Annotated in this window: 16 protein-coding genes and 6 pseudogenes; 8 read left to right on the forward strand and 14 right to left on the reverse strand. The window is 41.5% G+C overall.

Annotated elements, in window-relative coordinates; genetic code table 11:
- Window positions 1-42: 42 nt before the first annotated feature.
- The 7 genes and pseudogenes from V7126_RS06895 to V7126_RS06925 all read right to left on the reverse strand — a co-directional run.
- Window positions 43-312 (reverse strand): hypothetical protein, encoded by a 270-nt coding sequence (locus V7126_RS06895; protein ID WP_175075349.1) that lies wholly within the window; start codon window positions 310-312, stop codon window positions 43-45.
- A 61-nt stretch (window positions 313-373) separates the two neighbouring features.
- A pseudogene (locus V7126_RS06900) lies at window positions 374-2461 on the reverse strand (thioredoxin domain-containing protein).
- A 70-nt stretch (window positions 2462-2531) separates the two neighbouring features.
- A complete protein-coding gene (locus tag V7126_RS06905; RefSeq protein WP_175075346.1) occupies window positions 2532-3449 on the reverse strand; it encodes a DMT family transporter in 918 nt (305 codons plus the stop codon).
- On the reverse strand, window positions 3446-3859 hold the full coding sequence (locus tag V7126_RS06910) for a MerR family transcriptional regulator (protein WP_019260039.1): 414 nt from the start codon (window positions 3857-3859) through the stop codon (window positions 3446-3448). The genes V7126_RS06905 and V7126_RS06910 overlap by 4 nt, the downstream gene beginning before the upstream one ends.
- 151 nt (window positions 3860-4010) lie before the next feature.
- Window positions 4011-4246, reverse strand: a pseudogene (locus tag V7126_RS06915) (DUF255 domain-containing protein).
- 571 nt (window positions 4247-4817) lie between these two features.
- The gene (locus tag V7126_RS06920; protein WP_175075345.1) at window positions 4818-5174 is read right to left on the reverse strand and encodes an MmcQ/YjbR family DNA-binding protein; all 357 of its coding nucleotides are present in this window, start codon (window positions 5172-5174) and stop codon (window positions 4818-4820) included.
- 141 nt (window positions 5175-5315) lie between these two features.
- A pseudogene (locus V7126_RS06925) lies at window positions 5316-5462 on the reverse strand (DUF255 domain-containing protein); the annotation flags it as partial.
- A gap of 201 nt (window positions 5463-5663) precedes the next feature.
- On the opposite strand from V7126_RS06925, the gene V7126_RS06930 reads away from it, so the two are divergent.
- A complete protein-coding gene (locus V7126_RS06930; protein ID WP_335497351.1) occupies window positions 5664-6623 on the forward strand; it encodes a patatin-like phospholipase family protein in 960 nt (319 codons plus the stop codon).
- Window positions 6624-6798: 175 nt separating this feature from the next.
- Here V7126_RS06930 and V7126_RS06935 read toward each other — a convergent pair.
- Window positions 6799-6948, reverse strand: a pseudogene (locus V7126_RS06935) (DUF255 domain-containing protein); the annotation flags it as partial.
- A 377-nt stretch (window positions 6949-7325) separates the two neighbouring features.
- Between V7126_RS06935 and V7126_RS06940 the strand changes: the two are divergent.
- Complete coding sequence (locus V7126_RS06940; RefSeq protein WP_175075342.1) at window positions 7326-7739, forward strand: NUDIX hydrolase; 414 nt, start codon at window positions 7326-7328, stop codon at window positions 7737-7739.
- A 97-nt stretch (window positions 7740-7836) separates the two neighbouring features.
- Window positions 7837-8065 (forward strand): annotated as a pseudogene (locus V7126_RS06945) (hypothetical protein); the annotation flags it as partial.
- Window positions 8066-8275: 210 nt separating this feature from the next.
- Here the strand turns inward: V7126_RS06945 and V7126_RS06950 are convergent.
- The gene (locus tag V7126_RS06950) at window positions 8276-9184 is read right to left on the reverse strand and encodes an NmrA family NAD(P)-binding protein (RefSeq protein ID WP_175075341.1); all 909 of its coding nucleotides are present in this window, start codon (window positions 9182-9184) and stop codon (window positions 8276-8278) included.
- 114 nt (window positions 9185-9298) lie between these two features.
- On the opposite strand from V7126_RS06950, the gene V7126_RS06955 reads away from it, so the two are divergent.
- The gene (locus V7126_RS06955; protein ID WP_175075340.1) at window positions 9299-9640 is read left to right on the forward strand and encodes a winged helix-turn-helix transcriptional regulator; all 342 of its coding nucleotides are present in this window, start codon (window positions 9299-9301) and stop codon (window positions 9638-9640) included.
- Window positions 9641-9748: 108 nt separating this feature from the next.
- Here the strand turns inward: V7126_RS06955 and V7126_RS06960 are convergent, their stop codons facing one another.
- Window positions 9749-10633: an alpha/beta fold hydrolase gene (locus V7126_RS06960; protein WP_175075339.1), complete on the reverse strand. Its 885-nt coding sequence runs from the start codon at window positions 10631-10633 to the stop codon at window positions 9749-9751.
- A gap of 267 nt (window positions 10634-10900) precedes the next feature.
- On the opposite strand from V7126_RS06960, the gene V7126_RS06965 reads away from it, so the two are divergent.
- Window positions 10901-12124 (forward strand): MFS transporter, encoded by a 1224-nt coding sequence (locus tag V7126_RS06965; protein WP_175075338.1) that lies wholly within the window; start codon window positions 10901-10903, stop codon window positions 12122-12124.
- 340 nt (window positions 12125-12464) lie between these two features.
- Here V7126_RS06965 and V7126_RS06970 read toward each other — a convergent pair whose 3' ends face one another.
- Together V7126_RS06970 and V7126_RS06975 are read right to left on the reverse strand one after the other, a co-directional pair.
- Entirely contained in the window at window positions 12465-13181 is a 717-nt protein-coding gene (locus tag V7126_RS06970; protein ID WP_175075336.1) for an N-acetylmuramoyl-L-alanine amidase, read from the reverse strand.
- Window positions 13182-13238: 57 nt separating this feature from the next.
- Window positions 13239-14789 carry an MFS transporter gene (locus V7126_RS06975; protein ID WP_175075335.1) on the reverse strand — a complete coding sequence of 517 codons (1551 nt, stop codon included), beginning with the start codon at window positions 14787-14789 and terminating at the stop codon, window positions 13239-13241.
- A 270-nt stretch (window positions 14790-15059) separates the two neighbouring features.
- Between V7126_RS06975 and V7126_RS06980 the strand changes: the two genes are divergently transcribed.
- From V7126_RS06980 to V7126_RS06990, 3 genes and pseudogenes are all read left to right on the forward strand, one after another.
- Entirely contained in the window at window positions 15060-15740 is a 681-nt protein-coding gene (locus V7126_RS06980; protein WP_175075334.1) for an aspartate/glutamate racemase family protein, read from the forward strand.
- Window positions 15741-15806: 66 nt separating this feature from the next.
- Window positions 15807-16138: pseudogene (locus tag V7126_RS06985) on the forward strand (hypothetical protein); the annotation flags it as partial.
- Window positions 16125-16772, forward strand: coding sequence for an O-methyltransferase (locus V7126_RS06990; protein WP_175075333.1), 648 nt, complete (start codon window positions 16125-16127; stop codon window positions 16770-16772). The pseudogene V7126_RS06985 and the gene V7126_RS06990, both read left to right, overlap by 14 nt.
- Window positions 16773-16799: 27 nt before the next feature.
- Here V7126_RS06990 and V7126_RS06995 read toward each other — a convergent pair whose 3' ends face one another.
- The gene (locus tag V7126_RS06995; RefSeq protein ID WP_046129100.1) at window positions 16800-17093 is read right to left on the reverse strand and encodes a hypothetical protein; all 294 of its coding nucleotides are present in this window, start codon (window positions 17091-17093) and stop codon (window positions 16800-16802) included.
- A 142-nt stretch (window positions 17094-17235) separates the two neighbouring features.
- Complete coding sequence (locus tag V7126_RS07000; protein ID WP_046129099.1) at window positions 17236-17550, reverse strand: DUF6944 family repetitive protein; 315 nt, start codon at window positions 17548-17550, stop codon at window positions 17236-17238.
- Between the last annotated feature and the right edge of the window lie 32 nt (window positions 17551-17582).

A 17582-nucleotide genomic window follows, 5' to 3' on the forward strand; every position in this document is an offset into this window, starting at 1 on the left:
ATTAAGAAAAGCTGCCGCGCGCCGCGGCAGCTTTTCTTAATGTTATTTTTTCTTTTGATCGTAATATTGAACCGGATACATTGAGCCTTCAGAGACCATTTTGTTGTCTTCGATATCATGCGGGTGCGGATGCCCCGCCTTTTCGACCGGGAATGACGCCGTATCTTGCTTTTGCGGCAAAGACGGCAGTTTTGCCTTCATATTCTGCAAGCATTCCTTGAGTTTTTGCCTGTTGGCCTGGTCCTTAAGCATATAAGAGGCGACACCGACAACTGCGGAAACGGCGAGCACTGACATCACGTTTTTCTTCATGGTCAAAACCCCTTTCTGAAAGTTTTGGTGAACTTTCAGGTGCTATTCCCGCTATCATCGTTTATGAAACGGACAGAAGCCGTTTCAGCGCTTCATTAATGTCTGTTGTCGGCTGTTGACATGCGAAGTTTTCGCAAATATAGACGGTCGTTTTGTCACCGATCGCTTTATAGTCCGCCGCAAAGTCGGCAACCCCTTTAAAATCTTCCGGAGACTCTGCGGCCAGGACGGCGTAGGTCGGCTGAAAGGCATGCTGCAATGCCTTAACGATCTTTTTCCGGTCAGGATCATCGCGTTTGCCCAGGATAACAATTTCTTTTTGCGGCATCACATGGCTCAGTAAACTTTGGAGAAAGTTTGTATGTCCGCTCGGGTAAGCAGATACGTCCCCGTGAAACGCCGAAAACATGCCGGATACACGATCGATCAATGACAAGTCGCCCGTCAGCCGTCCGAGACGGAACAGCTGGACGGCGGCAACGCCGTTTCCGGACGGCAAAGCACCGTCGTACACTTCTTTATCTCGGACGATAAGCGCCTCGGCGTCGCTTCCCGTAAAGTAAAAACCGCCGTGATCCTCATCCCAGAACAGCCCGATCATCTTTTCCGCTAAATCTTTCGCTTTTCGCAAATCGTCGAGGTTCAGCGACGCTTCGTACAATTCGAGATACGCCCATAACAAAAACGCGTAATCATCGATAAACCCTTTATTCTTCACTTCACCGTCGCGGTAGCGCACCATAACGCGCCCGTCCTTGATTAATTCGTCTTCGATAAACGACATTGCAGTCCGCGCCATTTCCAAGTATTCAGGGGCATCGAACACCTTCGCCGCTTTGGCGAGACCGGCGATCATCAAAGCATTCCACGATGTCAGCACCTTATCGTCGACATGGGGATATACCCTTTCTTGGCGTTTTTCGAAGAGCCTTTGCTTCGATTCTTCCAGCTTGTCTCCCAGTTCAGCTTCCGTCAGCGAAAACTCTTCCTTTACCCCTTCAAGATTCGCATAGATCAAGTTCGGAATATTGTGCCCTTCGAAATTCCCTTCGTCCGTTATATCATAGACGGCGCAGTACAGCGTGCCGAGCTCATCGCCGAGCGTTTCTTCAATTTCGTCTTTTGACCATATGTAATATTTTCCTTCAACACCCTCTGTGTCGGCGTCAAGCGCAGAGTAAAAAGCGCCTCTGTCATCTGTCATCTCGCGGCGGATAAACGCGATGATCTGCTCGGCAATCCGTTTATACCGTTCGCGTTTTGTTACCTGATAGGCTTCTGTGTAAGCGATCAGCAGCAACGCATTGTCATAGAGCATTTTCTCAAAATGGGGGACGAGCCATTCCGGATCGGTCGAATAACGGGCAAACCCGTAGCCGATATGGTCGTAGATGCCCCCGTTCGCCATGCTGTCGAGCGTTTTCGTCACGCTGTACAAGGCGTTTTCCTCTCCGCTGTATTGATGGTAGCGGAGCAGAAAGGTCAGCATGTGAGGAATCGGGAACTTCGGCGCGCTGCCAAAGCCGCCGTATATCGTGTCAAAACTGTTCATCAGCTGCTGGTACGTGCGCTTCAGGATATCCTCTTCCAGCGCTTCGCCGGCATCGCTTTTCGCTTTGATTTTCAGGTTGTTGGACGCCTTTTCAGCGATATCTTCGACATAATCCCGTTTTTTCTCAAACGTATTTGACAGCTGCTTCAGCACCTCGACAAATCCCGGACGGTTGAAGCGGCTCATCTTCGGAAAGTACGTCCCCGCATAAAACGGCTTTTGCTCAGGCGTCAAAAACACATTCAGCGGCCACCCGCCCTGCCCCGTCATCATCTGGCAGATCGTCATATAAATCGAATCAACATCAGGCCGCTCCTCGCGATCGACTTTAATGGCGACGTATTTCTCATTCAGAAGCTCGGCGACTTCTTCGTCTTCAAAGCTTTCATGGGCCATGACATGGCACCAATGGCAAGTTCTTTAGATTAGCCAAGGCTAGCTATACCCAATAGATACGAGAACAGGCTTGTTTTCGCTTTTCGCTTTTTCAAATGCTTCTTCCCCCCAAGGGAACCAGTCTACAGGGTTATGGGCGTGTTGAAGCAAGTACGGAGACTTCTCAGCGATTAATCTATTGGGTGTATTGTTAGTGGGCATGGGATCACCTTCTTTCTATATTAGTGTATATTTAACTTAACACATTTTCTCAAAAATAATCCCTATTTCTTTATACAGCTGACTGTTCTTTAGTATTGTACTTAGGAATACGTATTACCCCCGAAGCAGTTAAAACGCCTAATATAACTAACCCAGCCCCAATAACTTGAAATACCTTTATCGGTGTTCCAACGGCAAATGTAATAATCATCGTTACAACGGGAACAAGGTTGAAAAATAAAGATGTTTTACTTGCCCCAATCTCCTTAATCCCTTGATTCCACCATAGGTAACCCAAAATACTTGTAAAGAAAGCCATAAAGGCAATTGCTCCCCAAACTCCAATCGGGATGTTTGATAAAGAAACGGGATTCGATGTAAATAAAGAAACTACTATTAAACTAACAGCACCGATAACCATCGTATAAGTGGTTGTAGATAGCGGAGTACCATCTTTTATAAACCGACGTCCAAGTACACCATAAAGTGCCCAACAAACGTTACCTGTAAAGATTATTAAATCTCCGCCTGAAATTGATAAGGTTTTAATGGTTTCGATAGAACCTTGTGTAATGACTAACAATACACCGATGAAAGCAAAGAATATGCCGAGCACTTGTTTTTTTGTAATTTTGTCCTTTAAGATAATTCGAGCGAAAATTGCTGTTAATAAAGGATTCAGACCCATTATTAATGCTCCGTTAACGGGAGATGTATATTTCAACCCAACAAAAAACAAGGCGTTAAAACCAAATATCCCCATAATCCCAAGCGCAATGTATGAAACGGCATTCTTCCGTAATTGACTTTTCTTTATACCTTCAGTAAAAATCAAAATGATGAGCATCACCGCAGCAGCTAAACCGAAACGCCATGCCGCAGAAGACGATGGAGAAAAATATCCAACTGTATATTTTGCAAGATTAAAAGTAGCTCCTGTAAAAATAGAGAAGCCAAGTAACATCAGGTATATATTTAAATGTTTCATTTGTTTTCCACTTCCTCTTTCAAAATTGAATAATATGTATCCAGTTTTCCTTTTGTAGTAGAAATTACTTCTTCCAGCTCCTTTTTTTTAATTTCCATTTTCTCTAAGTGCTTGGTTAAAATCTCAATACGTTTATTTATAGATGGGGAGAGTTGTGACGATTTAACATCCGAATTGATTTTTTCCAAAATGCAGCCGTCTTTGACAAACTCATTAATATCCTCCAATGACATACCTGTTTCCTTTAAACTTTTAAGGAATGTCATAAACTGAATATCAGTCTCTGTATAAAAACGTCTTCCGCTGTTTTTTCGTTTTGGTGGTGGAAGTAACCCAATTTTTTCGTAATATCTTAATGTATACGAACTAATACTAGTCTTCTCAGCAGCTTTACTAATGGAATACAACAAACATCATCCCTCCCTTTTAATTAAAGTTAGTTTACAACTTAGAGTTAACTCTAAGTCAAGCAAAAAAAAACTGCTACCGCATAGTTGCGGATTACAGGTTTTAAAAAATGAATGACATAAAAGGTAAACTGTATTATTTGAACAAATGGTATTATCGTTTAAAATGGCTTCCGTTATCTTTTAATGGAGTTATACACGAGTTGATTATCCCAGGCCACCAATGGCATGCCGAATAACCGATACTGATCAGAAGCGCTTGTTCTCGTGTTTCGCTTTTTCGAAGGCTTCTTCTCCCAAAAGGGACCAGTCCACAGGATTGTGAGCATGTTGAAGCAAGTACGGAGACTTCTCAGCGACTAATCTATCGGGTTTACCTTTATTTATAATAGGATCATCTTCTTTCCAATTTGATTATATTCAGGTTGCCACATTAACCATAAACAATACAAAACTGGTGTTTATTCCATAAAAAATGAAAAAATATATATAATGTTTGATTGTGTCATCATAGGAAATATAAGTTTATTTTTGGTCTATTGATATATATTTGGTTACGTACTATATGTTGTGATAACGTTGCTTTACAAAAAAATTCAAGTTCAAATTACATTGAATAAACGAGATTCAAAAACATACGTTCTTCAAATGTTATACTTGAGAAAATCAGCACTCATACTATATGATGGGCAGTTAATACCTTTGGAAGCGATTTTATGATTCGAAGATCTTTATTTGATGCGAGTATGATCAAGAACGGCCTTTAGCAAATCGTGTGGGGCCCAAAAGTTTAGAAGAGTTGGTAAGGCTAAAACATGCGCATAACATGTTTTATATGACTAATATGTTCCGCCCTTAGTTTAAGTAGAATCCTTCTTGTTAAAGAAAATGTGCCCGTTTGTGGCACAGAGAAAAGAACAATAATATCCTAAACTTGATTAGCAGGGAGCACTCTTTATCTTTACTTGGTTAAATGAAAGCTCTGCTCGATTAAGTAATAAATTTCTCCTTCTGGATCTGTACGTTCCAAAACAAGTGAAATCCAATGTTCCTTATCCATATGATATCCGGGCAGGATATTTTCCCCGTTTCTTAAACTATCACTTATTTCAGGTGGACATTTTAGATTCAGAATATCTATTTCGTCACTTCCATATAATCCTAATTTTTCCGGGGGAACATTCATTATAAGACCGTACCATTTTTTGTTTGATTCATGTCTCAAAGCGGCATAGTTTGGGTATTTCTTCCACGGGTAATCAGGCGATGTACCGTATTTTTCTTTGACGTGTTTAAAGATATCTTCTCTTGTTAACATACTTCAATCATCCCTCCAACTACTTACGGTTAATTTCTTCTCTCTAACCCATCTTTGAAAAAATCACAGGAATTTGTACTCGACGATCCTTGGTTGTCGATTTTGGTTACTTTAATAGACATGTCACCCAATGGCAAGCCAATAGCCGATGCTGACGAGTACCGGTTTGTTTGCGCGCTTTGCTTTTTCGAATTCTTCTTTTCCCCAGGGTACCAGTTGACGGGAGTGTTGGAGTAAATATGGGGATTTCTCAGCGATTAATCTGTTGGGTTTATTGTTAGTTGGCATGGGATCACCTTCTTTCATATCGTTTTGCTCTTTCTTACTTTACCACGTGTATTGAATTTAATACTTTCGTTGATATGTGAGTCCTAACAAATAATATTAATAAATCGAACAACGTTTAGCGCAAGAGGTATCCATCCATACAACAGACACTGGATAAACATATACTGCATGATAGATCAAATTAGAAAGGAGAAATCAGCTTTGACAACATATCGGATCATGACCTTTGATGGGGGTGGTACCTTAGGTGCTTTAAGTTTGCAACTGTTGAGCAGACTGGTTAAACAAAACCCGAAATTAATAAGTCAGACCCATGTATTTTCGGGAACTTCAATCGGTTCATTCACGGCCCTTGCGTTAGCAAGCGGAAGATCGCTGCAGGAGACATTCCAATATTTTAAGGAAAAAATTCTGCCTGCATTCAGTATTTCCCGGCCAGGAGGGCCTGTTTTTAATCAGCAATTACCATATTCAGGTTTTATTAAAGCGGTACGAAACTTTTTCCCGTCAGATCTTCGTCTTAAAAATTTAAAAAAACGAATTGTTGTTCCTGCATTTAAATTATACTCACCTGAGCTGGATCGGTGGACTCCTGTATTATTCCACAATTTTCCTGACTCTCCCTATTTAAATGAAAAAGTGAGTGATGTCATACTGCGGAGCAGCGGTGCTCCCGCGACGCAACGTGCCTATCAAAATTACGTGGATGGATATGTAGTAGCAGCGAACCCTAGTACACCAAGTATCGCGTTTGCAGTGGGTAAAGCCAACGTGCCGTTGGATGAAATTGCGGTATTATCCATCGGAACAGGTGAAGCCCCGACTCGGTTAAGAAGAGATACGAGGGGGTGGGGGATGGTAAGTGCAGATAACATACGCCCCAAAAATCTGGATAATCTTCCTCCAAATTGGGGAGTGCTTCTGAACCGAGCGCCCAACGAACCTTTGCTGCCATTCCTTTCGGTTGTCGGCAGTGGATCAGGTTACTATGAAACCATGGTCAGTTCTAATCTTCTGGGTGATCGCTTTTTTCGGTTAAATCCACGAATCCCAAGCTTATCCTTAACAGACCCTTCTGTTGTTCCCGTTGTCATTGAAATTGCTAACAAAACCAATTTACAACCTGTACTTCGATTTATAGAGGAGAACTGGAGCAAATAAATTTTCATTTTAAGCTGTTCTCACTTATATTTTCTTAACTTACAACTTTTCTTAGAGAAAAGTATTTTCGAAATAAATACAGACAATGGGTGAAAAGAATTTTGTTTTAGGCACTAGCCTGTGATGAATTGAATTTTCATCCAGGCCTTTTTATTTAGTACAGTATATGTGATCAGTGGCAAGTCGAATAGCCGATGCTGACGAGCACCGGCTTGTTTTCGCGTTTTGCTTTTTCGAAGGCTTCTTCTTCCCAGGGGTATGGGGATTTCTCAGCGATTAATCTATTGGGTTTGTTGTTAGTTGGCTTGGGATCACCTTCTTTCATTATTTTGTTAAGTTTATTTATATAAATGTTATTACCAAAAGAAGAGTTTACATAATAATCACTCAAAAGTAGACAAAAAGCTTTTTTGTCCCTTGTTGTTGAATAATCTACAAATTTTAGTTTTTATTTGTTTTTCTGTACTACATAAATAAAGTCCACAAAAACCATCATCTTCATATACCCTTTCGCTTTGTTTTTTATACCGATCTATTATGCTGTTAATGGCATCATCATATTTGTTGCCCCCCGCAGGCAGCTAACACAAACAGCATCATTAGATTAAGGAAAATAAAAACGCATCTCAATCTTATATCCTTTATAGTAATATGTAGAAGCCCAATATGCGGTTAAAATATATTTATATAAAGGAGATTATCATGGAAGAAGTTAAAGTTGTATATGCATTGATTAAAAATGAGTTCAATCAGATATTAATGGTAGATAATCATGAGGGGCATTGGTCACTTCCAGGTGGAAGAGTTGAACTTGATGAAAACCTAATAGAAGCTGCTGTACGTGAGGTGTATGAAGAAACAGGGCTAGAAGTTGAAATAGGGAATATACTAGTTATTAATGAAGCGAAATTTATAGAGAGGAATCATCACGCTATATTATTTACATTTGAAGCAAAAATTGTAGGAGGAACAGCAGTAATTAAAAATGCTCAAGAAATATTGAAAATAGAATGGGTTGATATTGATCAAGCAAGTCAACGAATGCCTTATTACACTGAAGGGATTAATAAACTTATGAAAGGAAATGCGTTGTATAACAATCAAGGAACAATATGAAATAAACGATTGTAATAGTTGTTATCTGTAAAAAATTAATAGCTATTCCCTAATAGTCTCGTATTTTGATTTATCCAAATCAAAGTGCGTTTTTTTATTGCTCCTACCCAATCGAGCACGATTGGGTAGTGATTTAGAGTCTATTGGCTGTTTGGATATTGCTGAGGAACTGATTAAAAAAATGATGGGAGGTACTTTTTACAGTGATGTCGCTCAAAGGGTTATAGTTCAAGCTCTTGCAGTTATAGAGAATGCCAAACTTCAAGCCCATTCAACATACTGGAGGATGAAGAAAAATCGTAGAGTTTGAAGGAATTAGCTACTACCCATATATATCTAAAAGATGCCGGTTTGTCTGCACGATTGGCGTATTGGACTCCGCATGTTTCACAGATAAAATATGCCATTGCAGTCTGCTCCTTTTATTCTTTATTTAGAACAAAATAATGATAGAGCGGCAGTCTGGATGTTCTGAGTTTGTCCTTTTCATATTATAGCAGCTTCTTCTTCAACTGGATAAAAGAGTAATGGAGTTTTTATTTTACCCGTGCTTCCTTCTCATATTGAGGTTTAAATACTTCATTTATAAACGTGTCAAAAGACGTCGGGGTAGTATTTTCGGATGAACGCTGTTCCAGCATTCGAATGTGCTTTGTATTCAGAGCCCGTGCTGTCTCTAACACAAGGTCTATAATATGTTCTGAAAACCCTTGATTTCTCATTTCATTTCGGGCTGTTTCTTCGGTTGTTTGTATATAGCCGAGGTTCGGTTTGCCGATCGCTTTTCCTATGAGCCTCGCCGCTTCAGACATACTCAAGTCACAACTGCCGTGCAACTCTCTTATTTGTTGATCTTGATGGTTAACTTTTAGCATCGCTTCTCCTGCAATTTGTCCAATGTCCCGTGTGGCAATCATAGGAAACTGAACATCGGGGAGAAAAGGACCTTTTGCGGCATCGTGAATTAAAATGTTTTGAATTTGTGAAAGTAAATTTTCCATGAAGTATCCAGCCCGTAAGTGCAAAACGTTTAACCCTTCTATTTGATTCAGTCGTTGTTCGAGCAAGTGTAATCCTCCTACTGATCCGGTGCCTTCTTCTTGATCTGCTCCCCAGCTGCTGAGAGACACAACATTCTTAATTTTTGTTTGTGTCAGAGCAGGGATTAATGCATTGATAATGCGGGTCTGGTAAGCGCGAAAATCAGTGCTCGTCACAATGTAGTTAGGCTGAAGCATCACGTAGACTGCTTTTGCGCCGGTAAAAGCCTTCATCAGCCTTGTTGCATCTCCTGGTTCAGAGACAAACGGCTCAGCTCCTTTACGCACAAACCGCTGTAAGCGTTCCGGGTTTCTGCCAATCACTCTGACCGGCTGTCCTTTGTCTAATAAATAGTTTGCAACTGCACTGCCTGTTCGTCCGGTTGCCCCTGTAATCACGTACATAGCCTGCACCTCCGTGGTTTTGATACTATCATAAAAACTATGGTATAAAATAACAAGCAGGCACTTTTGGGACACGCAGTATCCATTTTGATACTAATCTGGGGAGGGAAGCGAATGCTGGTGAAATACAAGGATAACGAGTATAGATGTTCAATAGAATTGACATTGAAGCTGATAGGGGGTAAATGGAAAGTACTCATCTTGTGGTATTTAGGCGAAAAAAATATGCGCTTTGGCGAATTAAAAAGAGCTTTACCGCAAATTACGCAAAAAATGTTAACAAAGCAGCTGAGGGAATTGGAAGAGGACGGTATAGTCAATCGATTTGTTCATCATCAAGTACCGCCTAAGGTAGAATACTCTCTTTCTGAAATTGGAAAAAGCCTTTTGCCGATTTTAAGCACTTTGTCTGAGTGGGGGGCCTTCTATGCGGAGCAGGCTGGATCTAATCATTAATCCCGCGAAAAAAATAGAGCCTATAAGAGACTCTATTTCTATATTAATAAAAATATCCAGAATACGAATACCGATTGAGATTCTCTTACACAATTATAAGACTGTGGTTTATTTACTGAAAAAACGTAATACACGTTCATTTACGTATTGAGGCTGTTCCATTGATAAAACGTGGCCTGCCTGTTTTATGATTTCTGCTTCAATACCAGGAACGAATGTTGAGGCGCGATGTAAGGCTGATTGCGGGTCATAGATGACTTCATGTTCACCCAGCAATAATAGAATAGGGACTTTTACTGATTTTAATTCGTCATCGGTGAAAACATACGGAAATCCGTCGGCGTTGGGCTTTGGCTGTCTTAATCCATCCTGCCACATCACGCCTGCATGAAACTGCTCTGCAAAAACCGGGTGTAACACATTACGGTCTGTCATCATCCACTTTAAGAAATTCTCTACTCCATCAGGCTCTGTGAGACTAAGAGCGTATTGATAAAAATCGTGATGAAACGGCAAAAATGTTTCCGCGGGACTAAGGATAGCTGCGCTTTCTACTCTCTCTGGCGCACGTAAAACGAAATTCATCGTATGAAGCCCACCAAGCGAAAGTCCAACAATGTGCGACTTTTCGATCCCCAGAGCGTCAAACACATCAAGAAGCCAATCGGCGTAACCCGCCCTCGTACCGCATAAATCTGCAGGGATGCTTTTGTTCTTATCACCTATGATATCGATTGCATATGTTCGGTATTTGCTGCTCCAATCCTCGATATTGGGATGCCACATAGTGGAGCTGAATAATGCCCCGTGAAGCAATACAAGCGGCGGGGCATCCTCAGGTCCGCTTGCAATAATATGAGTTTGGCCGAAACGGGTAGATACATAGAAAGCTTTGTAGTGAACTGGCCAAAGACCGAGGCTTTCGTCATAAGCTTGAAAATAGCGAATGCCGCCGTCGCTTAAATCAGGGGTAATCGGTGAATGTTTTGACATGAACATTTCCTCCCAATCCTCTTTAAATGAATGTTTCGTTACGTGCAAGGGAGTCTGTTTTTTGTATAACAGAATTTATAAATAATATAATACAGTTTTTATTTTATATCAAATTTCAATAATATAAAGGAAATTATATTAAGTTACAGTATTTTATAATTAGATATAACAGTTATTGATTGCATGTAAAATGAAATCTAATAGTGTTGTTAATCGTCTAGTTATTTTAATATGTTATATGCTCTTGAGGAGAAAGGAGGGATTTTTGTGAAGAAAAGCTATTATTCTATTTTATTAAGCCAGACCACTACAAACTTAGGTTTTTCTCTATATACGATGGCAGTCATTTCATTTCTGTTCAACATGACGAACTCTACAGCAATCGCCTCTCTTGTGACATTCATCAGTATTATGTTTCGTATTATAGGAAGTGCTGTATTGCCGTTGGTTGCAACCCAATTTAACCTTCGTCTTACAGTAGTGATTTCTCAATTCATCCAAATTGTTTTGTTAGTATGCTTGGTTTATTTTCTTTTGCAAACGTATTCCTTTGAAATGATGATTTTCGTTTTCGTGATGATTGGCGGGATTTCATTTTTTAATGGGTGGTTTGCGCCTTTAAAAAGTGCGTTGATTGGCGAAATCATCCCTCCTGGTGAAAGAGTGAAAGCAAATGGATTATTATCAACAGTGGATCAAACGTTTCAATTTGTAGGCTGGTCGCTGGGAGGTCTTATCATCGCCTTTTTAGGAGAGGGATACACGATGATCATCACGATCCTTTTATTGTTGATATCGCTTTTTTTCATCATGTTTTGCCTTAGAACAAAACACCATGCCACTATAATCGGAAAAAGTACTCCCTATTTCAGTGTAATAAGCGGTTGGAAATACTTGTTTAAACAAAAGAACCTAAGAGCAATAATCATTATGGATGTAATCGAGTCATGGGCGGGAATGATTTGGATAGGGGCTGTCTCGTTGGCTTTTGTAAACGAGGCATTACATAAAGGCGAATCGTGGTGGGGCTATATAAATGGAGCATATTATTTAGGGGCGATGATCGGAGGATGTATCATCTATAAACTTTCCGGCAGATTCCAACATAAGTTAATAACTTTTATGTTAATTGGTGCTATCTCATATGGAATGTTAACTTTAATATATGGTTTTATAAGCAATGCATATTTAGCCCTTTTATTGGTTATTTTGATGGGGCCGGCTTATATCCTGAGAGACTTAGCACAGGAAACAATTATTCAGAACATAACAACTGAGCAAACGCGAGTAAACATTATGTCTGCAAGATCAGCTCTCGTACAGTTGATTTTTATGCTGTCCATTCTGGGTATCGGGTTTATTTCAGATTTGATTGGCGTACGATTCGTTTATATATCAGCAGGCATTCTTTTGCTGGCATCGGCATTATACGGTTTTTGGCAATTGCAGGCCAAGAAAAAATCAAATTACCATAAACAGATCAGCGTTTAACGAGTTCTTTTCGAAAATAAACCAATGACGTGTTGTGAAGGATCAAGCAAATTCCAAACAAAAAACCTAACCAAACGGTTAGGTTTTAAATTGTTCATATCCTGTCGTTAATCTTATTCGTCTATCGTTCCAAACTGGACTCCCAGTTGTCATAAACGGTTTGGGAAGCGCCCCAGCTTAACCATGATACAAGGATGGGAGAGCTATTTTCTTCTACAACCCAATATTCCCAACGTCTTTTTTTAGGATTTACATATATTCCTGATTTTTTGATTGTCTGCATGATACCTCCGTAAAAACCACCTGGTCGCTGTCGTATTAAGACAGAATCTGTTTCGTATTAAGAACTAAAGTAATCAGATAACCCATGTACAATCCCATTGGCTGCTCTTATTTGATAAGTTTCTGACTGTATAGCCGATTCTTCGCCGGGATTTGAGATATAGCCAAGTTCCAATAATACCGCAAGTTTTGGATTTTCCCTCAAGACATAAAAGTCGCCGAAACGAACGCAGTTGCTTGGAAATCCGGTTTCATTGGATACGCTGCGTAGTACATTTGCAGCCAGCGATTTGTCAGCGCCTCCTTTGTAGTAATACACTTCAACCCCGCGGCTCAAATGAACAGGAGATGAGTTGTAGTGAACAGAAACAAATGCATATGTATGATAAGTGCTGCTGATCGCAACGCGGCTGTTTAAACTCAAATAACGGTCGGACGCGCGGGTCAGAATCACATGCGCCCCCTTTTCTTTTAGAAGAGAAGCAAGATGTGATGCTGTTCTTAGCGTATGATTTTTTTCAAGGGAACCGCTGTAGCCAATCGTTCCTGGATCGCTCCCTCCATGCCCGGCATCAATCACAATATTTTTTCCTCTTAAACTATTGGCATTTTGAGAGGCCGAGGTTCGAGAAACGGCAGAAGAACCTGATTGATTTGAATCTGATACCAACCATCCTGCGATCCAGCCCGACTGAGTGCTGTCCACTTGAATATGTACCCATTGACCCTTTTTTTCAAGGACTGGATATGTATCGCCTTGATTTCCGATTTTCACAACTTTATAGTCTGCCCCCAAGGGCTCAAGCGTATCCCTTGTCTTTTCGTTCGATCCCTACGTATTGTTTTGAAACTGTTTAAGCGCACGCCTGAATTCTTGATCACTCATTTTTCTCGAAATGTGCTTGAGTTGCCCGAGAGTCCGGTCATGAACGCGACGGGGAAGATGCTGTGAAATACCTGTATGTGTTTTTTGATGATGCGGTTTATGAGCAAGCTTATGCCCTTTTCCTGTAAGCGCCATTCCAAACGAGAAACATAAAATCAGCAGGCTCAGAATAAAGGAAATGAAGAAAAAATCATGATATGTCATCATGTGGGCCGCTTCAGTTTTGCCGGTATTCATCAAATGACAGGCCATGTCTTTTTTTAAGGCAAAACTTGCGATGATGGGTATCCACGCATAAGCGAACAGTCGAATAAACTGAACGGCGACCATCCTTTGCACCAGGTCCGGCAGCGGACCTCCTAAAGCAGCCCCCATGAGGCCGGATGCTACGGTAAACCCGACGCCGGCCAATAAAATCATAAAATTGCAGGCATACATATACAACGGGACATGATTGCCCAATAACAGTCCTTGCAGAACGGCGGCCATGATACATATCGATCCTAAGATTCCGATCATGCCCGGGCCGAGTTTGTCATACAGCAAGGCGCTGAGCAGCGCTGAGATCCCGACGCCGCAAATGAAGAATAAATAGAAAAGCAGGAAATCATGGTGTGAAATCCCGTTATCTTTCAGCATTCCTTGCAGGGAAGACAGGCTGAACACCATGCACATATAACCTAAAACAATGACTAGCAGCCCCAATATTGGCTTTGGACGCAACAGCAATTTGAACGGGAGGAAGGGTTTTTTCATGTAACATTGCGTTGTAAATAAAATCACAAAGAGGAGAAGACTTGCCCCCGCACTTTCCCATACATAAGGAGAGGACAATCCCCGTTTTAAAAAGCCGATGAACGTGAGAACCGTCAAAGCAGAAACGATTCCCGACAGGATAAATCCGATAACATCAAAGGGATGTCTGGTCTCTGTCGAATGTTCGTTTTGAAGAAAGATGCGGCTCAAAGCAATTCCGATGAATGAACATGCGCCGGCTGCATAACATAACCATCTCCAGTGGCCGGAAACAGAAGAGATCGCCCCGAAAAACGTTCCCAAAATGGCAAAGCCGAACAATCCGCCGACAAGGACAAACAATGCAAAATTTCGAATGCTGATTGGGAATGAAAGGACCAGCATGGGAATCATCATCATGAGCACTGTCCCCGTGCCGATCCCCTGCAGCATGCGGCCGATTGTCATCCATAACAAATTCGGAGATGCTCCGCATATCAATGCGCCCAATATAAAAAGACACATTGAGGCGACATACGTTCTCAAAGCACCGATTCGATGCCGCAGAAAAGGACCGAACGGAACGAATAAACCAAAAGCGACGGCTCCAACGACAAACGGAATAAGAGCTGCATTAGCTTCGGCATGAAACGTCTGCTGCACCAGCCTTTGCGCTGAAGTAAACGCACTATTCATCATTAATCCGGGGCCGATTGACAAGACTGCCAATAATGAAATTCCCCAGTGTTTACTTATTTTCATACTGCAATTCCTTTCTTTTCTTGCTTGTTCATCTGGTTGATATTCGATAAAAAAGACGCCTTCAGAAATAAAAGGCGCCCGTTTAGGAGAAAACAGGTCTGTTGTAATGCCATCGAGAAACTTTTAGCTTCTGTTATACTAGTATTTCTTTCAAACGAAAAGGCACCCCGGATATGCGCCGCAAATGACCTTCCTCTTTTCTGTCATTTCCTTCAGGTGATGGTGATGCATGGTATAATTTGAATATCAGTGTAAAAAGGAGGAGCAACGATGATAGGAATACTTGCGGGCATGGGGCCGAAATCGACCGGGCCGTTCGTTGATAAAGTAGTAGACGAGTGTCAAAGAATGTATGGGGCAACATATGATATAGATTTCCCGCATATGATGATTTATTCGTGTTCGACTCCTTTCTTTATTGATCGACCCATTAATCATGAAGAGATGGAAGCGGCAATTATAAAAGGCGCCCGTAAGCTTGAACAAACAGGGGCCGATTTTATTGCGATACCTTGCAATACGGCACACATCTATTTTCAACAGCTGCAACATTCGGTTTCAGTACCGCTCTTAAACATGGTCGATGAAACGATGAAAGCCATACCCGGACATTCAAAAAAGATAGCCTTATTAGCTACTGATCCGACAGTTCAGTCGGGCATTTTTCAAGATGCTTTTTTGAAAAACGGCCTGGATTATATCCATAAAGATCATTGGCAAGCGCGTGTGAACCAAATCATACAAATGATTAAAACAGGTCAAACAGACGAAGCCGTTCAATTGTGGGAAACGTTCTCTAAAGAACTAACCGGGGAAATTGACGCGGCTGTGATTGCCTGTACGGATTTAAATGTCGTGACAGATAAACAATCAGCCATTCGTTGCATTGATTCATCATCTTGTCTCGCCAAAGCGATTGTGCATAAATATCTTGCATTGACGGGTCGTTAATCCGTTGGCATGACCCCATACATTTGATTCAAGACGTGCAGAAAATGAGCACATAAAGATCTTAAAAAAGAGGGACATCATCATCGCGGCTTAGCATAAAAAAGGAAAAGGCGGACCAAAAACGTTCCGCCGGGGAAGAGCGATTGCTTTTTTGGAGATGATGAATCTTAACCGTTCGACCATTAAGAAACAGTTGGAAGAGGCTGAGTTTCAATCGATCCAGCAAATATTTCGGTGAATTAAAAGCGATTGATATGGTGATCAACGAATTTATTCAATTGTTTGACATACAGGAAGGGGAAGCGGCGGAAATACCGAATAAGACAGAGGAAGAATCGGATCGAAATGAGGCTTCAGACAAAAGTGAGAAAGGAACTGAACCCGATGAAACAAATTAGCCGTTATATCGACTCAGTGTTTCCATGCCAGGATGCCCTTTTGCAGGAAGTCCTTTCGTCCATAAAAGAAAACGGAATGCCTTCCATATCGGTAACTCCCTCGTCCGGAAAACTTCTGACGATGCTTGTATCGATTTCAGGGGCTAAACGCGTTCTCGAAATCGGAGCGCTCGGGGGATACAGCGGGATTTGCCTCGCGAGGGGGTTCGGCAGCGAAGGAACGTTAACTTCTCTTGAATTAGAAGAGAAGTACGCAAAGCTGGCACACAGCAATCTTTCGAAAGCGGGCTTTGGTGATCAAGTCGCATATATGACCGGACCGGCTTTGGAAAGCCTTGAAAAACTTGTCCGCGATCATAAGCGATTCGACTTCTTCTTTATCGATGCCGACAAAGGAAATTATGAAAATTACCTCGCGTATTGCATCAAGCTTTCAGAGCCTGGTGCGGTCATCGTTGCCGATAATGTACTTGCAGGCGGCAGTGTAGCAGATCAGGACGCTGAATCTAACCGTCGGACCGAATTGATGAGGTCATTCAATGAAACCGCGGCAAGCCATCCCCGATTAGAATCCCTTCTCATTCCGATCGGCGATGGGATGACCATTTCTAAAGTGAAAAATTCAGCTGTTTGATTTGGGATTCAAACAGCTGAATGGATCTTAGTACGGATGCTGAGGCAACGGGGTCCCCGGCGGTCTCCACCAAGATTCAACGGTTTTCCAAGCGTTATGATAATGATAGCCTCTTCCCATCAAATATCCAATTGCGACCGCTTCCCTTAATGCGTGCCGGTAACCGAGATGCTGGGCCTCGCGCAATCCGTGTCTGACAACCGGATCTATGGCTGTCAGTGTTTGCTGTTTAAGGTTGGGATCCCGGTAATATAAGTCTGGATATAGATCTGGTTGAAGGTGAGGAACATAATCAGGAGCTTGATGGTAGCTGATATCCAATTTAATATCTCCCCCTTTTTGAGATAATGTATGCTGATATGGGTAGTTGCGGAATAGGCGATAAACATGTCCTTATCATTTTTCCGGGGATTGAGCAGTTTCGGAAAAGAGAGGTATTCGGGTGGACGGAATGATGCAAAAATTAATCGCTTTCTGCTGCGGCTTCGATTCCATTTCCGATTGATTGGATCAGCGGGCCTAAAACATCCAAAGCGACCCCTTTTTTGTCTTTTTCATTCTTTCCTTGTATTTCAGCCAAAGCAGCCTGAATGCCGTTGCCTAACGCCTGAATCAAATTTCCTTTTATCTGCAATTCAATTCCTTCTTTTTTTTTCTCCTCTTTTTCAGATAAAAATTTCGTTTGGCCAATTGCTTGAATATAGGATCCATAGGTTTGTATCCATGAGCTTATCGCATTCAGTTCATCTATTACGTCTTGTGAATCTTGTTTTTTCATTTCATCCCCTCTCTTTCCGGCCCGTTAATTCA

This window comes from Bacillus sp. JJ675 (assembly GCF_036963165.1).
GTDB classification, from domain to species: Bacteria; Bacillota; Bacilli; order Bacillales; family Bacillaceae; genus Bacillus; species Bacillus glycinifermentans.

Excerpts from the sequence above, each read along its gene's own strand:
- V7126_RS06895 (WP_175075349.1), bottom strand. The coding sequence starts at position 312 with ATGAAGAAAAACGTGATGTCAGTGCTCGCCGTTTCCGCAGTTGTCGGT.
- V7126_RS06905 (WP_175075346.1), bottom strand. The coding sequence starts at position 3,449 with ATGAAACATTTAAATATATACCTGATGTTACTTGGCTTCTCTATTTTT.
- V7126_RS06920 (WP_175075345.1), bottom strand. The coding sequence starts at position 5,174 with ATGTTAACAAGAGAAGATATCTTTAAACACGTCAAAGAAAAATACGGT.
- V7126_RS06940 (WP_175075342.1), top strand. The coding sequence starts at position 7,326 with ATGGAAGAAGTTAAAGTTGTATATGCATTGATTAAAAATGAGTTCAAT.
- V7126_RS06950 (WP_175075341.1), bottom strand. The coding sequence starts at position 9,184 with ATGTACGTGATTACAGGGGCAACCGGACGAACAGGCAGTGCAGTTGCA.
- V7126_RS06955 (WP_175075340.1), top strand. The coding sequence starts at position 9,299 with ATGCTGGTGAAATACAAGGATAACGAGTATAGATGTTCAATAGAATTG.
- V7126_RS06960 (WP_175075339.1), bottom strand. The coding sequence starts at position 10,633 with ATGTCAAAACATTCACCGATTACCCCTGATTTAAGCGACGGCGGCATT.
- V7126_RS06975 (WP_175075335.1), bottom strand. The coding sequence starts at position 14,789 with ATGAAAATAAGTAAACACTGGGGAATTTCATTATTGGCAGTCTTGTCA.
- V7126_RS06980 (WP_175075334.1), top strand. The coding sequence starts at position 15,060 with ATGATAGGAATACTTGCGGGCATGGGGCCGAAATCGACCGGGCCGTTC.
- V7126_RS06990 (WP_175075333.1), top strand. The coding sequence starts at position 16,125 with ATGAAACAAATTAGCCGTTATATCGACTCAGTGTTTCCATGCCAGGAT.
- V7126_RS07000 (WP_046129099.1), bottom strand. The coding sequence starts at position 17,550 with ATGAAAAAACAAGATTCACAAGACGTAATAGATGAACTGAATGCGATA.